This is a genomic window from Geodermatophilus sp. SYSU D00814 (assembly GCF_054050055.1).
In genome coordinates, this window is record NZ_JBJGYP010000001.1 from 267,162 (window position 1) to 280,590 (window position 13,429).

A 13,429-nucleotide genomic window follows, 5' to 3' on the forward strand; every position below is an offset into this window, starting at 1 on the left:
GACGGGGCTGCCCACGGCGGGTCCCCCCGCCTGCCCCATCGTCACGACCGGCGTCCGGCTTGAGCCCGGCCCGTCCCGGCCCCTCCGCCGTCCCGTGTGACGCCTGTGACGGGGAGGGGCGGGCGGGACCAGGCGGGCACCCGGGACCAGACGGGCGGGACGGGGTGGGACGGAGCGTTCCGCCGTGTCGCGGGCCCGGGAGGCGTCCGCGGCGCACCTAACCTCGTCGCGTGAGCCGAGACCGCACCGAGCACGGCGGCCCGGGAGGCCGGCAGCTCCCGGCCCGACTGGACCCGCGCGCCGGCCGTCCGTCGCGCCCCCGGGCCCCCGAGGGTCCGGCCGACGCCGGGCAGCGCGCTCCGCGGGACCCGGCCCCGGCCCGCGGCGAGGGGCGGCGCGGGGGTCGCGCCGCCGTCGTCGGCCGTGCGGTGGTCGCCGTGCTGTCGGTGCTGCTGCTGGCCGGCAGCGGCTGGGGCTGGTACCTCGGCCGGGTCGCCGAGGCCACCGTCAACCGGACCAACGCGATCCCCAGTGCCGGCAACTCCGACGCCGGGGACGCCCCCGAGGCGATGAACCTGCTGCTGGTCGGCAACGACAGCCGCGCCGCGCTGACCCCCGAGCAGCTGGCGGAGCTGACCGCCGGCGCGGACTCCGGGATCAACACCGACACGATGATCCTGGTGCACGTGCCGGCCGACGGGTCGCGCGCGTCGTTCGTGTCGTTCCCGCGCGACTCCTACGTGGAGATCCCGGGCTACGGGATGGACAAGCTCAACGCCGCCTACGCCTACGGCTACTCCGACGCCGACGACTCCGCCGCCGAGGCCGACAAGCAGGCCGCCGGCGCGCAGCTGCTCGTGCAGACGATCAGCCAGCTCACCGGGCTGCAGATCGACCACTACGCCGAGGTCGACCTGCTCGGCTTCTTCGACCTGACCAGCGTCGTCGGCGGCGTCACGGTGAACCTGTGCGAGGCCGTCGACGACTCCGACTTCTCCGGCGCGGTGTTCCCCGCCGGGGAGCAGACGATCTCCGGCGCCGAGGCGCTGGCCTTCGTCCGGCAGCGGCACGGTCTGCCCCGCGGCGACCTCGACCGCATCGTGCGCCAGCAGGTCTTCATCGGCGGCGTGCTGCGCAAGATGCTGTCGGAGGACGTGCTGCTCGACCTCGGCAAGCAGCGGGAGCTGGTGCAGGCGGCGTCGGAGTCGCTCACCATCGACCGCGACCTGGTGCTGCTCGACCTGGCCCAGCAGATGCAGTCGGTGACCCCGGGCGACATCGACTTCCAGACCGTGCCGATCGTCGGCGACGACCGCGACGAGCAGGACCGCGCGATCCTGCGGCTGGCCGACGAGGACACCCTGCACGAGTTCTTCGCCGAGCTCTCGGCCGAGCCGGACGCCGCCGCGGCCCCCGCTCCCCAGACGCCTGCGACCGCGGCGCCGTCGGAGGTCTCGGTGGAGGTCTACAACGGCTCGGGCACCCCCGGCCTGGCCGCCGACGCCAGCACCGAGCTCGAGGCCGCCGGCTTCGTCGTCACCAGCACCGGCAACGCCGACAGCAGCGACTACGAGCAGACCGTCATCCGGCACGCCGCCGGGGACGAGGCGCTGGCCGCGGCCCTCGCCGCGCAGGTCCCCGGGGCCGACGTCGAGGTCAGCGACGACGCCGACAGCGGCACCGTGCAGCTGGTCCTCGGCAGCGACTTCAACGGCGTCGGGCAGCCCACCACTCCCCCGGCGCCGGCCGGCCAGACCACCGCCGAGGCGCCCCGGACGGCGGCGGACACCAGCTGCATCAACTGATCCCCCGGCGCACCGACGGGCCCCTCTCCGCTGCTGCGGGGAGGGGCCCGTCGCCGTTCCGGGGCGCACGCGCGGCCGGCTGCGGCGCCGGGGACGGACGGCGTGCGGAGACGTGCACGTCCCGGCCCCGTAACTGCGCCTCAGCGCACACCGTCGACCACGTGGAGCACGTCTTCGGGGGACGTCAGCCCTTCGGCCTGCGTCGGCTGCGGGGAGCCTGCAGCTGCGGCTACCTGGTGAAGCCGGTGGAGGGGGCGGTGTCCGACGAGGACGCCGTCGAGGAGGCGCGCCGGGTCTTCCTCGCGGAGCACGCGGCTCGTGCCCTTCGGTCCGGTGGACCCGTGGGCCGTCTGCTGATCGGTGGGGCCGGTCCTGTCCGGCCCGAGACGGGTCGTCCGTGGCGGGAGCCGAGGACGGAGGAGCGGCCTCCTCGGCCGCGCCGCCTCCCGTAGCGGGACGCCGCCCCGGGCAGCCGACCGTGCGCCCGGCCCCCCAGTGGGCCTCGCGTTCCCGCGGGAACGCCTCCCGCCCCAGACGCCGCGTGCCCCGCCCGGGGATCCGGACGGGGCACGCGGCGAGGGAGCCGGTCGGGTCAGCGGGTGAAGACCCCCACGCCGACGAGGACGGCCCAGAAGAGACCGAGGACGAGCAGCACCTTGTCGCCGAGGACGATCTCCTCGGGGGCGCCGGCGGCACCCTTGTCGACGTCGACGGCGTACCGCAGGATCCCGAGGACGAACGGCGCGATCGAGACCGTGGACCAGGGGATGCCCTCCTGGGTCTCCCCCATCTCGAAGGCCCACAGGCTGTAGGCGGTGCAGGCCACGCCGGCCGAGAGGCTCCAGACGAAGCGCAGGTAGCTGGCGGAGTAGGCCTTGAGCGTGCGGCGGGTGGCCGCGGCGTCGCCCATGACCACCAGCTCCGAGTAGCGCTTGCCCGCGACCATGAACAGCGAGCCGAAGGCCGCCACCAGCAGGAACCACTGCGACAGCTCGATGCCCGCGGCCACACCGCCGGCCACGCCCCGCAGCAGGAAGCCCGAGGCGACGACGGCGAGGTCGATGACCGGCTGGTTCTTGAGGAAGAACGAGTAGCAGATCGAGATGACCACGTAGCTGCCCACGACGCCGGCCAGCTGCCAGCGGGTCAGCAGCACCGCGCCGCCGAGTGAGACGACGAGCAGCACCGCGGCCATGACGATCGCCAGCGGGATGGGCACGACGCCGGCGGGGATCGGCCGGAACCGCTTGCGCGGGTGGCGGCGGTCCTCCTCGATGTCGCGGAGGTCGTTGATGATGTAGATGCCCGACGAGGCCAGGCAGAACACCACGAAGGCGATGACCGTGGGGCCGAGGACCTCGGGCTCGAAGATGCGGCCGGCCGCCAAGGGCGAGGCGAGCACGAGCCCGTTCTTGACCCACTGGCGCGGGCGCAGCGCGCGCACCATGCCCCACGGGAGGCCGCCGCGGAAGCCGGGCAGCCGGGGCGCCAGCTCGACGGTCTCCTCCCGCCCGGCCGGCGGGTGCGCCGCGGGAGGCCCGGGGACCTTCTGCTCGGCGCGGGCCGAGTCGGTGCTGGAGGGTGTGCTCACGCCCGTGTCTCCTCTGTCAGGCGGCGTACCAGGGTCCGGGTGACCCGAGCCGCGAGGCTGCCCAGGAGGGCGCCCGCGGTGACGTCGCTCGGGTAGTGCACGCCCAGGAGGACGCGCGAGACGAGCATGCTGCCGAGCAGCGTGCCCATGACCGGACGACCCACCAACGGCGCGTACCCGACGGCCGCCGCGGCGGTCGAGCAGCTGTGCGCCGACGGGAACGACAGCGTGCTGGGCGTGCCGACCAGGGCGGGGATGTCGGCGAACGCCGGCCGCTCCCGCCGCACGACGCGCTTGACGACGACGCCGGCCGCGTGCGCGGCGAGGACGCCGGCGGCACCGGCGGCCCACTCGTCGCGGCGCCGGCCGGAGAGCCAGCCGAGGCCGCCGAGGGCCAGCCAGCCGAGGGCGTGCTCACCGAAGTGGGACAGGGTCTGGGCGACGGGCACGGCCGGGGTGTGGCCCAGCCGCCGCCGCGTCGCGCGCAGCAGCCAGGCGTCCAGCCGGGCGAGGCTGTCGATGGGGATCGCGGTCATCGGGATCCGACTGTAGGCGGCGGGCAGCACCCCGCCCCACGACGCGCGGGGCGGACTGTCTCGTCACAGTGCCACTCTCGTCCCGTGCCCACCACGCGACCCTCCACCCCGTCGGACCTCCTGGACCTCGCTCTCCGGCGCGACGCCTCCGCTCCCCTGGTCACCTCCTACGACGACGCGACCGGCGAGCGGGTCGAGCTGTCGGCCACGACGCTGGCCAACTGGGTGGCCAAGACCGCCGACCTGCTGCAGGACGAGTTCGACGTCGCCCCGGGCAGCACCGTCGCGGTCGTGCTACCGGTGCACTGGCAGACCGCCGCGGTGCTGCTCGGCGTCTGGAGCTGCGGCGCCGCGGTGCTCGACACCGCCGCCGAGGACGACGGCCGCCTCGACGCCGCCGACGTCGTCCTCGCCGCCCAGGACCGGCTCGCGCCGCTGGAGGAGCAGGACCTGCCCGAGCTGCTCGGCCTCTCGCTGCACCCGCTGGGCCTGGGCATGACCGGCTACGCCGGGCCGGCCCGCGACTTCGCCGTCGAGGTGCGGGCGCGCAGCGACGTCTTCACCCCGTACGTGCCGCCGGACCCGGCCTCCCCCGGCCTCACCGCCGGCGGGCTGGAGCTGACCCTCGGCGGGCTGGCCGACGCCGCCGGGCAGCTCGCCGGGCGGCTGGGCATCGCCGCCGGGGACCGGCTGCTGGTCGACGAGCCGACCGCCGCGGAGGCCGGCCCGGTCGTCTGGCTGCTGGCGCCGCTGGCCGCCGGCGCGTCGCTGGTGCTGTGCCGACACACCGACCCCGCGGCCCTGCGCGCGCGGGCGGAGGCCGAGCGGGTCACCGCTACGCTCGGCGTCCGGATCGAGGGCATCCGCGAGCTGGGCCGGCCCGCCTGAGGGAGCCGGCCGGCCGCGCCGGAGGAGACGGTGGTCAGCTGATGGGTGGGGTCGCCTGATGGACAAGGTCGTCGCGAGCACACGCGAGGCGGTGGCCGACGTCCCCGACGGCGCCGTCCTCGCCGTCGGGGGGTTCGGCCTGTGCGGCGTGCCGATCCGGCTGATCGACGCGCTGCTGGAGCAGGGCACCCACGACCTGACGACGATCTCGAACAACTGCGGCGTCGACGACCAGGCGCTGGGCGTGCTGCTCTACGCCGGCCGCATCCGCCGCACGATCAGCTCGTTCGTCGGCGGGAACAAGGAGCTGGCCCGGCTCTACCTCTCCGGTGAGCTGGAGGTCGAGCTGACCCCGCAGGGCACGCTGGCCGAGCGGCTGCGCGCCGGCGGCGCGGGCATCCCCGCCTTCTACACCCCCACCGGCGTGGGCACGATGGTCGCCGACGGCGGCATCCCGGTGCGCTACGACGCCGACGGGAACGTCGTCGAGACCAGCGCTCCGAAGGAGACGCGGGTCTTCGACGGCGTCGAGTACGTGCTCGAGACCGCGCTGACCGCCGACTTCGCCCTGGTGCGGGCCGCCGTCGGCGACCGGCACGGCAACCTCGTCTTCCACGAGTCGGCGATGAACTTCAACCCGCTGGCCGGCACGGCCGGGCGGATCACCATCGCCGAGGTCGAGGAGCTCGTCGAGCCCGGGGAGATCCGCCCCGAGCACGTCCACCTGCCCGGCGTCTTCGTCGACCGGGTCGTCCTGGTCGGCCCGGAGGGCAAGAGGATCGAGCGGCGCACCACCCGCCCGCGGCAGTCCGCCGCCCCGCTGGCCGCCGGTGGCGAAGAGGCGACGGAGGAGACCCGATGACCCTGACCCGCGACCAGCTCGCCGCCCGCGTCGCCCTGGAGCTCGAGGACGGCGCCTACGTCAACCTCGGCATCGGCATGCCCACGCTGGTGCCCAACTTCGTCCCCGACGGCGTGCACGTCGTGCTGCACTCGGAGAACGGCGTCCTCGGCGTCGGCCCCTACCCGGTGGAGGGCGAGGAGGACCCCGACCTCATCAACGCCGGCAAGGAGACGGTGACGATCCTGCCCGGCGCGAGCTTCTTCGACTCCGCCACCAGCTTCGCCATGATCCGCGGCAAGCACCTGGACCTGGCCATCCTCGGCGCCATGCAGGTCAACCCCCGCGGCGACCTCGCCAACTGGCTCATCCCCGGGAAGATGGTCAACGGCATGGGCGGCGCGATGGACCTCGTCCACGGCGCCAAGCGGGTCGTGATCATGATGGAGCACGTCGCCCGCGACGGGTCGCCGAAGCTGGTCGAGGAGTGCTCGCTGCCGCTGACCGGCAAGGCGTGCGTCGACCGGGTGGTCACCGACCTCGCCGTCGTCGACGTCACCGGCGACGGGTTCGTGCTGCGCGAGGTCGCCCCCGGCGTCACACCCGACGAGGTGGTCGCCAGGACCGGCGCCCCGCTGACCGTCCCCGGCGACGTCCCGACGATGACCCTGCCGGCGACCGTCTGAGCCCTGGCCCCCGGTGACGTTCTCGGTCGTCGCCCGCGACCCGGACACCGGGGAGATGGGCATCGCGGTCTCCTCCTGCATCCTCGCCGTCGGGCGGGCGGTGCCCACCGCCCGGCCCGGCGTCGGCGTCGTGGCGGTGCAGGCCCGCAGCCCGCGCGGGCTGGGGTCGGTGCTGCTCGGCGGGCTGGCCGAGGGCACGGCGCCGGAGGTCCTGGTGCGCCGGGCCGCGCACGCCGCCGAGGACGTCGACCGGCAGATCGCCGTCCTCGCGCCCGACGGCGCCGTCGCCGCCGACACCGGGCCCGGCTCCTTCCCGGTGAGCGGCCACCTGCTCGGCGAGGGGTGGAGCGTCCAGGGCAACATGCTCGCCTCGCCGGAGGTGCTGCCGGCGATGGCCGGGGCCTACCGGGCCGGCGGCGGCGTCCTGGCCGACCGGCTGCTCGCCGCGCTGAGCGCCGGCCAGGACGCCGGCGGGGACCTGCGCGGCCGGCAGTCGGCGGCGCTGCTGGTGGTGAGCGGCGAGCCGGCGTCGGAGGAGGACGACGGCGTGCGGATGGACCTGCGGGTCGACGACTCCGGCGACCCGGTGGCCCAGCTGCGGATGCTGCGCAACCTGCAGCGCGCCTACGACGAGCGCGACTACGAGACCCTCGCGCTGTTCGCCCCCGAGGGCGCGCGCGACCTCTACGCCGCGCTGGCCGCCTCCCGACGCGGTGACCGGGCCGCCGCCCGCGCCGCGCTGGCGGCGGTGCGCGAGCGGCCGGGCTGGTCGGCGTGGCTGGCGTCGATGGCCGGTGACTCCCGCCTCGCGGCGGTCACCCGCCTGCTGGACTGAGGCCCGCCCGCGCGGTCAGGGCGCCTGCCAGCCCCACACCACGGTGCGGCCGCGCTCGAGGTCGTAGGCGGCGTCGGCGTAGGGGTTGCGCACCTGGTAGGCGGTGAAGGTCCGCAGGTCCGGCTGGCCGGGGACGTCGGTGGCCAGCTGGGTGAGCGTCGAGGAGCGGACGGTGGGGTGCCACAGCCCGGCCCGCTCCCGGGTGAAGGCGGCGTCCCCGAGCCCGCCGAGCGGGCCCTCGCCCCAGGCGAACACCCAGTCGACGGGCTCGGTGATCCCGTGCACCGTGACCGGGAGCTCGGCGGCGGGGAACTGGAAGGCCAGCTGCCAGGCCACCGCGGTGACGTCGCCGTCGCCGACCACCTCGGTCAGCGGCCGCATCTGCGCCTCCACCGGCGCGGTGAGCGCCAGCCAGCCGCCGGGGCCGTCGGTGCGGTCGGCGGCGACCAGCCGGACGACCTCGGCGCCGGGGCTGGGCACGAGGGTCAGCTGCCGCCAGAACGGGGAGTCGGCGCCGTCGTCGAGGACCTGCGAGCCCAGCGCGGCGACGCCGCCGTCGCCGGTGAGCTCGCCGTACTCGGCGACGAGCGAGTTGCCCCCGCCCGGCCGGCCGGAGGCCTCGACCAGCAGCCGCAGGTCGGGCGCGGCGTCGGGCAGCGCGTACCAGCCGGTGGTCAGCTCCCCGGTGTTCGCCTCCGCCCCCGGCCCGGGGTAGCTCCCCCACACCGTCGGCTCGTCGTCGGCGGTGTCGGTGGGCGGCGCCGACGGCAGGTACCCGCCCTGCTCGCTGAACCCGGCGACGGTGGCCGCGGACCCCTCCTGCAGCGGCAGCACGGTCGCCGTGCGCGGGTCGGCGGCGCGGATGGCGTGCTGGGCGCCGCCCTCGCGGGCCAGCGGGTCCTGCAGCGCGTCGGCCTGCGGCGAGTAGGTGTCCCAGGTCCGCACGGTCGCCAGCGAGAAGCTGCCGACCAGGTAGGCCAGCGTGACGGCGAGGAAGACCAGCACCGCCGCGGGGAAGGCCAGCGCCGTCACCCGGCCCCAGCTGCGCCGCCGCCGCGGCAGCCGCCACCACACGAGGACGCCGACGGCGGCGACGACGACGAGCCAGACGGCCGGGCGGTCGAAGGCCACCGGCCCGGCGAAGGGCGGCACCAGCCGGTGCGGCATGCCCAGCAGCCACGAGTACGCCCAGCTGTTGGGCCCGTGCATGGCCAGCGCGAACACCAGCACCAGCGAGAGCGCGGCGAGCACGGTGGCCGGGGCGAGGCTGCGCCGGCCCCGCTGCGCGGCCACGACCGTGCGCGCGCCCTGCAGGAGCGCGCAGGCCACGAACACGGTGGTCATCCCGGCCAGCGCGCCGAAGTGGTGGGTCCACTTGCTCGGGGTCAGCCACAGCAGCAGCAGCGAGAGGCCGAACGACCAGCCGGTCAGCGCCACCAGCGGCGGGAAGGCGCGCCGGGCGCGGCCGCCGGCGGCGAGCTGCAGGACGGCGAACCAGAGGAAGGCGACCATCGCGACGAGGACGGTGGCCCGCTTCGCGTAGGAGCCCATCGGCCCGTCGCCGAGGAGGAACGACCAGCGCAGCCACTCGCGGTACCAGCTCTCCTGGGGCCACAGCCGCGCGTAGATCTCCTGCGAGTAGGTGAAGTCGCGCAGCGAGCCGTCGAGGAAGCCCGGCACCGCGGCGAGGGCGGCCGGGGCCACCACGCCGGCGGCGACGGCGAGGGTCCGCCACGGGCCGGTGGAGCGCACCAGCGGCCACATCGCCGGGATGCTCAGCAGCCACGGGGCCAGCGCGACGATGCCGGTCGGGTGGCAGGTCACCCCGATGCCGGCGACGAGCAGCGCGGCGGCGTACCAGGCCAGGCTCCCCCGCCTCCGGGCCACCACGACCGCGCCGAGCGTCAGGACGGCGAACACCGCCGAGATCGACTCCGGCCGCACGCCCATGCTGTAGGGCAGCCAGGAGGTGAGGAAGACCAGGGCGACGACGCCGTGGCGGACCAGCCGGCCCGCCGTGGTCCGCGCCGGCGCGATGCCGACTGACTCCACGATCGCGCGGGCGGCGCCGTAGGTGACCAGCCCGGCCACCAGCGACGGGATCCGCAGCACCACCGGCGAGGAGCCGAGCAGGTCCCAGTAGCCGAGCAGCTGGTAGAACCAGCTGAAGGGCGGATACCCCTGGTTGAGCAGCTGGAAGTAGTTGCCGACGTACCCGTTCTCGACGGCGTTGCGCGCCATCGCGGAGTAGTAGCCGTCGTCGTCGGTGTGCGGGGCGATGAACAGCCACAGCAGCAGCACGGCGGCCACGGCGAGGTCGACCACCGACACCGCCCGCCACCAGCGGGACCGCGCGCGGGCGGTGCTCCCGGCGGTGGCCCGGGCACGGCGCTCCCGCAGCGCGAGCAGGGCCAGGCAGGCGAGCGACGCGAGCAGCAGGACGGCGGCGATCGCCCACTTGAGCGGGGTCGGGCTGGTGGAGAACTGGTCGTCGACGTCCACGGTGACCCCGAGGTCGTCGGCGGTGCCGCCGGGCAGCGCGGTGACGGAGGTGGCCAGCAGGTCGACGTCGGGCAGCGCGCCGCCGGTCTCGGCCAGCGGCTGCCCGTCGACCGTCAGCCGGGTCGCGTCGGGGTCCATCTGCAGCCGGTAGGCGCAGTCCCCGCCCGCGAGGCCGCCGCGGTACACCTCGGTGCCGTTGCTGACGACCGAGACCGTGTCGTCGGCGGTGAGGCGGACCTGCAGGCCCTCGACCTCGGCGAGCCGGCCGGGGACGACGGAGCTGAGCAGCACGCCGTCGCCGGCGTCGCGCGCGGCGGTCAGCGCAGCGCAGCTGAACCGGACGTCGAGGGCGGCCGGCCGCTGGGCGGTGAGCTGCAGCTCCGTGGAGACCGGAGCGGCCGGGTCCTGCGGCCAGGAGACCGTCGGGGTGCTGACCGACACCGGCGCCAGCGGCACCAGGGCGGCGCAGACGAGGGCGATCAGGGCCGTGACCAGCAGCCCGAGCTCCAGCCGTGGGAGCCGTCCCCGGCCGGCCGACGGCCGGCCCCCGGGATGAGCTCCCCGCCCGGTCCGCTCGGCCACTGCGCTCGGTGCACCCACGGCTCCCAGTCAACACGCTGCGCGCCAGCGGAGGACCGTGGGCGGCGACACCGCGCACCGGACGTCACACCGGCCACGCGCCCGGCGTGTCGCGGCGGGCACGAGGTGCCGAGCGGGACCGGACCCCTCCGTCACACCTCGCCGGGAGGTGCGGGGCTCACCCGCGCAGCAGGCTGCGCGCGATCACCATCCGCTGGATCTGGTTGGTGCCCTCGTAGATCTGGGTGATCTTGGCGTCGCGCATCATGCGCTCGACCGGGAAGTCCTGCGTGTAGCCGGCGCCGCCGAACAGCTGCACGGCGTCGGTGGTGACCTTCATGGCGACGTCGGAGGCGAAGGCCTTGGCCGCGGCGCACAGCCGGCCGAGGTCGGGGTCGACCCGGCCGCCGTCGTGGGCGGCCTCGCCGCGGGCGGCGGCGACGTAGACCAGGTGCCGGGCGGCCTCGATCTGCATCGCCATGTCGGCGAGCATGAACTGCACGCCCTGGAAGTCGCTGACCGCCCGCCCGAACTGCTGGCGCTCGCGGGTGTACTCGACGGCGGCGTCGAGGGCGCCCTGGGCGATGCCGACGGCCTGCGCGCCGATGGTCGGGCGGGTGAAGTCCAGCGTCCGCAGCGCGGTCTTGAAGCCGGTGCCGGGCTCGCCGATCACCCGGTCGGCCGGGATGGTGCAGTCGGTGAAGTAGAGCTCGCAGGTGGGCGAGCCCTTGATGCCCATCTTCCGCTCCTTCGGGCCCACGGCGAAGCCCGGGTCGTCGCGGTGGACGGCGAAGGCGGAGATGCCGTTGGCCCGCTTCTCCGGGTCGGTGACGGCCATGACCGTGTACCACTCGGAGACGCCGGCGTTGGTGATCCACGCCTTGGTGCCGTTGAGCACCCAGGTGTCACCGTCGCGGCGGGCGCGGGTCTTCATCGAGGCGGCGTCGGAGCCGGCCTCCCGCTCGGACAGCCCGTAGCTGATCATCGCCTCGCCGGCGGCGATCGGGGCGAGCACCTGCTGCTTGAGGTCCTCCGACGCCGAGAGGATCACCGGCATCGAGCCGAGCTTGTTGACCGCCGGGATGAGCGACGCCGAGACGTCGACCCGGGCGACCTCCTCGATGACGATGCAGGTGGCGACCGCGTCGGCGCCCTCGCCGCCGTAGGACTCCGGGATGTGGGTGGCGTGGAAGCCGGCCGCCGTCAGCGCCTTCTGCGCCTCGATGGGGTAGCGCGACTCGGCGTCCACCTCCGCCGCGTACGGCTTGATCTCCCGCTCGGCGATGTCCCGGACGGCGGCCCGGATCGCGTCGTGCTCCTCGGTCAGCTGGTACAGCCCGCTCGTGCTCACGGGTAGATGCTAGGACGTCCCAGCAGTCTCCCGGCCCGTCTCACCCGGCCCGGTGAGACGGGCCCGCAGCGCGGCGTCGCGGGCGACCACCGTGTCGGCGAGCTCGGCCTGGAACCGCTCGACCGCCGCCCGCAGCTGCGGGTCGGCGGCGGCGAGGACCCGGACGGCGAGCAGGCCGGCGTTGCGGCCCCCGCCGATCGACACCGTCGCCACCGGCACGCCGGCCGGCATCTGCACGATCGACAGCAGGCTGTCGAGGCCGTCGAGGCGGTCCAGCGGGCGCGGCACGCCGATGACCGGCAGCGGGGTGGCCGCGGCGAGCATGCCGGGCAGGTGCGCCGCTCCCCCGGCCCCGGCGACCAGGACGCGCAGGCCGCGGCCGACGGCGCTGGTGGCGTAGTCGAGCATCCGCTGCGGCGTGCGGTGCGCGGACAGCACGTGCACCTCGTAGGGGACGCCGAACTCGGCGAGCGCCTGCGCGGCGGGCTCCATGGTCGGCCAGTCGGAGTCGCTGCCCATGACGACGCCCACCCGGGGCGCGGGGGCGACGGGCTCGCCCACTCAGTGCTCCCCGGGGAAGGCGAAGGCGGGGTCGACGACGCCGTCGGCGAGGTAGCGGGCCGCGGCGAGCGCACGGGCGCGGACCTCCGCGAGGTCGTCGCCCAGCGCGGTGACGTGGCCGAGCTTGCGGCCGGGACGCTGGCCCTTGCCGTACCAGTGCAGCTTGACGTCGGGCCAGTGCGCCATGAGGTGGTGTACCCGCTCGTCGACGCCGGGGCCGTCCCAGCCCTCGGCCGACGCCGCCCCGCCGAGCACGTTGGCCGTGACCACGACCGGCGCGGTCATCGCCGTCGAGCCCAGGGGGTAGTCGAGGACGGCGCGCAGGTGCTGCTCGAACTGGCTGGTGCGCGCGCCCTCGATCGTCCAGTGCCCGGAGTTGTGCGGGCGCATCGCCAGCTCGTTGACCAGCACCCCGTCGGCGGTCCGGAACAGCTCGACGGCCATGACCCCGACGACGCCCACCCGGTCGGCGACGCGGACGGCGAGCTCCTGCGCGGCCAGCACGGTCTCCTCCTCGAGCCCGGGTGCGGGCGCCAGCACCTCGGTGTTGATGCCGTCGCGCTGCACGGTCTCGACCACCGGCCAGACGGCGACCTGCCCGAACGGGGACCGGGCCACGAGCACCGCCAGCTCCCCCACCAGCGGCACCTGCTCCTCGACCAGCAGGGTCCCGTGCCGCTCGAGCAGGTCGGCGACCTGGTCGGGGCCGTGGACGACGAAGACGCCGCGGCCGTCGTAGCCCCCGCGCGGGGTCTTGACGACGACCGGCCAGCCGACCTCCTCGGCGAACGCGGCCACCGCGTGCACCGTGGGCGCCTCGGCCCAGGCCGGCTGCGGCTCCCCCGCCCCGGCCAGCGCCCGGCGCAGGACCAGCTTGTCCTGGGCGTGCCGCAGCGCGTCGGGGCCGGGGGCGACCCGCACGCCGTCGGCGGCCAGGGCGCGCAGGTGCTCGTTGGGCACGTGCTCGTGGTCGAACGTGAGCACGGTGGCGCCCTCGGCCACCGCGCGCAGCGCGCCGAGGTCGCGGTGGTCGCCCAGCCGGACGTCGGCGGCGACCAGCGCCGCGGACTCGTCGGGGCCGGTGGCCAGCACCCGCAGCGACTGGCCGAGGGCGATGGCGGCCTGGTGGGTCATCCGGGCCAGCTGGCCCCCGCCGACCATCGCCACGACCGGCAGCCCGGTGCGGGGGTCGGTCGCGGCGGGTGCGGTCGGCTGCGGGGTCTCGGCCATGGCAGGGGGAGGCTAGCCCGGGAA

General features: G+C 75.6%; 11 protein-coding genes. 5 read left to right on the plus strand and 6 right to left on the minus strand.

The features are described 5' to 3' along the window. Positions 1-230 precede the first annotated feature (230 nt). Complete coding sequence (locus ACI780_RS01265; RefSeq protein ID WP_456871993.1) at positions 231-1,805, plus strand: LCP family protein; 1,575 nt, start codon at positions 231-233, stop codon at positions 1,803-1,805. Between the two features lie 592 nt (positions 1,806-2,397). Here the strand turns inward: ACI780_RS01265 and ACI780_RS01270 are convergent. Together ACI780_RS01270 and ACI780_RS01275 are read right to left on the minus strand one after the other, a co-directional pair. Continuing rightward, a complete protein-coding gene (locus ACI780_RS01270) occupies positions 2,398-3,396 on the minus strand; it encodes a decaprenyl-phosphate phosphoribosyltransferase (RefSeq protein ID WP_456871013.1) in 999 nt (332 codons plus the stop codon). Then, on the minus strand, positions 3,393-3,932 hold the full coding sequence (locus tag ACI780_RS01275) for a phosphatase PAP2 family protein (RefSeq protein ID WP_456871014.1): 540 nt from the start codon (positions 3,930-3,932) through the stop codon (positions 3,393-3,395). Before ACI780_RS01275 ends, ACI780_RS01270 begins: the two co-directional genes overlap by 4 nt. 84 nt (positions 3,933-4,016) lie before the next feature. Between ACI780_RS01275 and ACI780_RS01280 the strand changes: the two genes are divergently transcribed. Genes ACI780_RS01280 through ACI780_RS01295 form a run of 4 tightly spaced genes read left to right on the plus strand, consistent with a single transcriptional unit; the run spans position 4,017 to position 7,182 of the window. Beyond that, entirely contained in the window at positions 4,017-4,820 is an 804-nt protein-coding gene (locus ACI780_RS01280) for a TIGR03089 family protein (RefSeq protein ID WP_457000477.1), read from the plus strand. Positions 4,821-4,878: 58 nt separating this feature from the next. Next, positions 4,879-5,682 (plus strand): CoA transferase subunit A, encoded by an 804-nt coding sequence (locus ACI780_RS01285; RefSeq protein ID WP_456871016.1) that lies wholly within the window; start codon positions 4,879-4,881, stop codon positions 5,680-5,682. Next, on the plus strand, positions 5,679-6,347 hold the full coding sequence (locus ACI780_RS01290; protein ID WP_457000478.1) for a CoA transferase subunit B: 669 nt from the start codon (positions 5,679-5,681) through the stop codon (positions 6,345-6,347). Before ACI780_RS01285 ends, ACI780_RS01290 begins: the two co-directional genes overlap by 4 nt. A 13-nt stretch (positions 6,348-6,360) precedes the next feature. Beyond that, the gene (locus tag ACI780_RS01295; protein ID WP_457000479.1) at positions 6,361-7,182 is read left to right on the plus strand and encodes a DUF1028 domain-containing protein; all 822 of its coding nucleotides are present in this window, start codon (positions 6,361-6,363) and stop codon (positions 7,180-7,182) included. A 15-nt stretch (positions 7,183-7,197) separates the two neighbouring features. Here ACI780_RS01295 and ACI780_RS01300 read toward each other — a convergent pair whose 3' ends face one another. From ACI780_RS01300 to ACI780_RS01315, 4 genes are all read right to left on the minus strand, one after another. Continuing rightward, positions 7,198-10,284 (minus strand): arabinosyltransferase domain-containing protein, encoded by a 3,087-nt coding sequence (locus ACI780_RS01300; protein WP_457000480.1) that lies wholly within the window; start codon positions 10,282-10,284, stop codon positions 7,198-7,200. Between the two features lie 157 nt (positions 10,285-10,441). Then, complete coding sequence (locus ACI780_RS01305) at positions 10,442-11,614, minus strand: acyl-CoA dehydrogenase family protein (protein WP_457000481.1); 1,173 nt, start codon at positions 11,612-11,614, stop codon at positions 10,442-10,444. A 9-nt stretch (positions 11,615-11,623) separates the two neighbouring features. Further along, a complete protein-coding gene (gene purE / locus ACI780_RS01310; protein WP_456871021.1) occupies positions 11,624-12,175 on the minus strand; it encodes a 5-(carboxyamino)imidazole ribonucleotide mutase in 552 nt (183 codons plus the stop codon). Next, a complete protein-coding gene (locus ACI780_RS01315; protein ID WP_456871022.1) occupies positions 12,176-13,405 on the minus strand; it encodes a 5-(carboxyamino)imidazole ribonucleotide synthase in 1,230 nt (409 codons plus the stop codon). Positions 13,406-13,429: the final 24 nt, after the last annotated feature.

What these genes read in the sequence shown, in the direction of transcription:
- ACI780_RS01275 (WP_456871014.1), bottom strand. Translation starts at nt 3,932, where the DNA reads ATGACCGCGATCCCCATCGACAGCCTCGCCCGGCTGGACGCCTGGCTG.
- ACI780_RS01290 (WP_457000478.1), top strand. Translation starts at nt 5,679, where the DNA reads ATGACCCTGACCCGCGACCAGCTCGCCGCCCGCGTCGCCCTGGAGCTC.
- ACI780_RS01315 (WP_456871022.1), bottom strand. Translation starts at nt 13,405, where the DNA reads ATGGCCGAGACCCCGCAGCCGACCGCACCCGCCGCGACCGACCCCCGC.
- ACI780_RS01285 (WP_456871016.1), top strand. Translation starts at nt 4,879, where the DNA reads ATGGACAAGGTCGTCGCGAGCACACGCGAGGCGGTGGCCGACGTCCCC.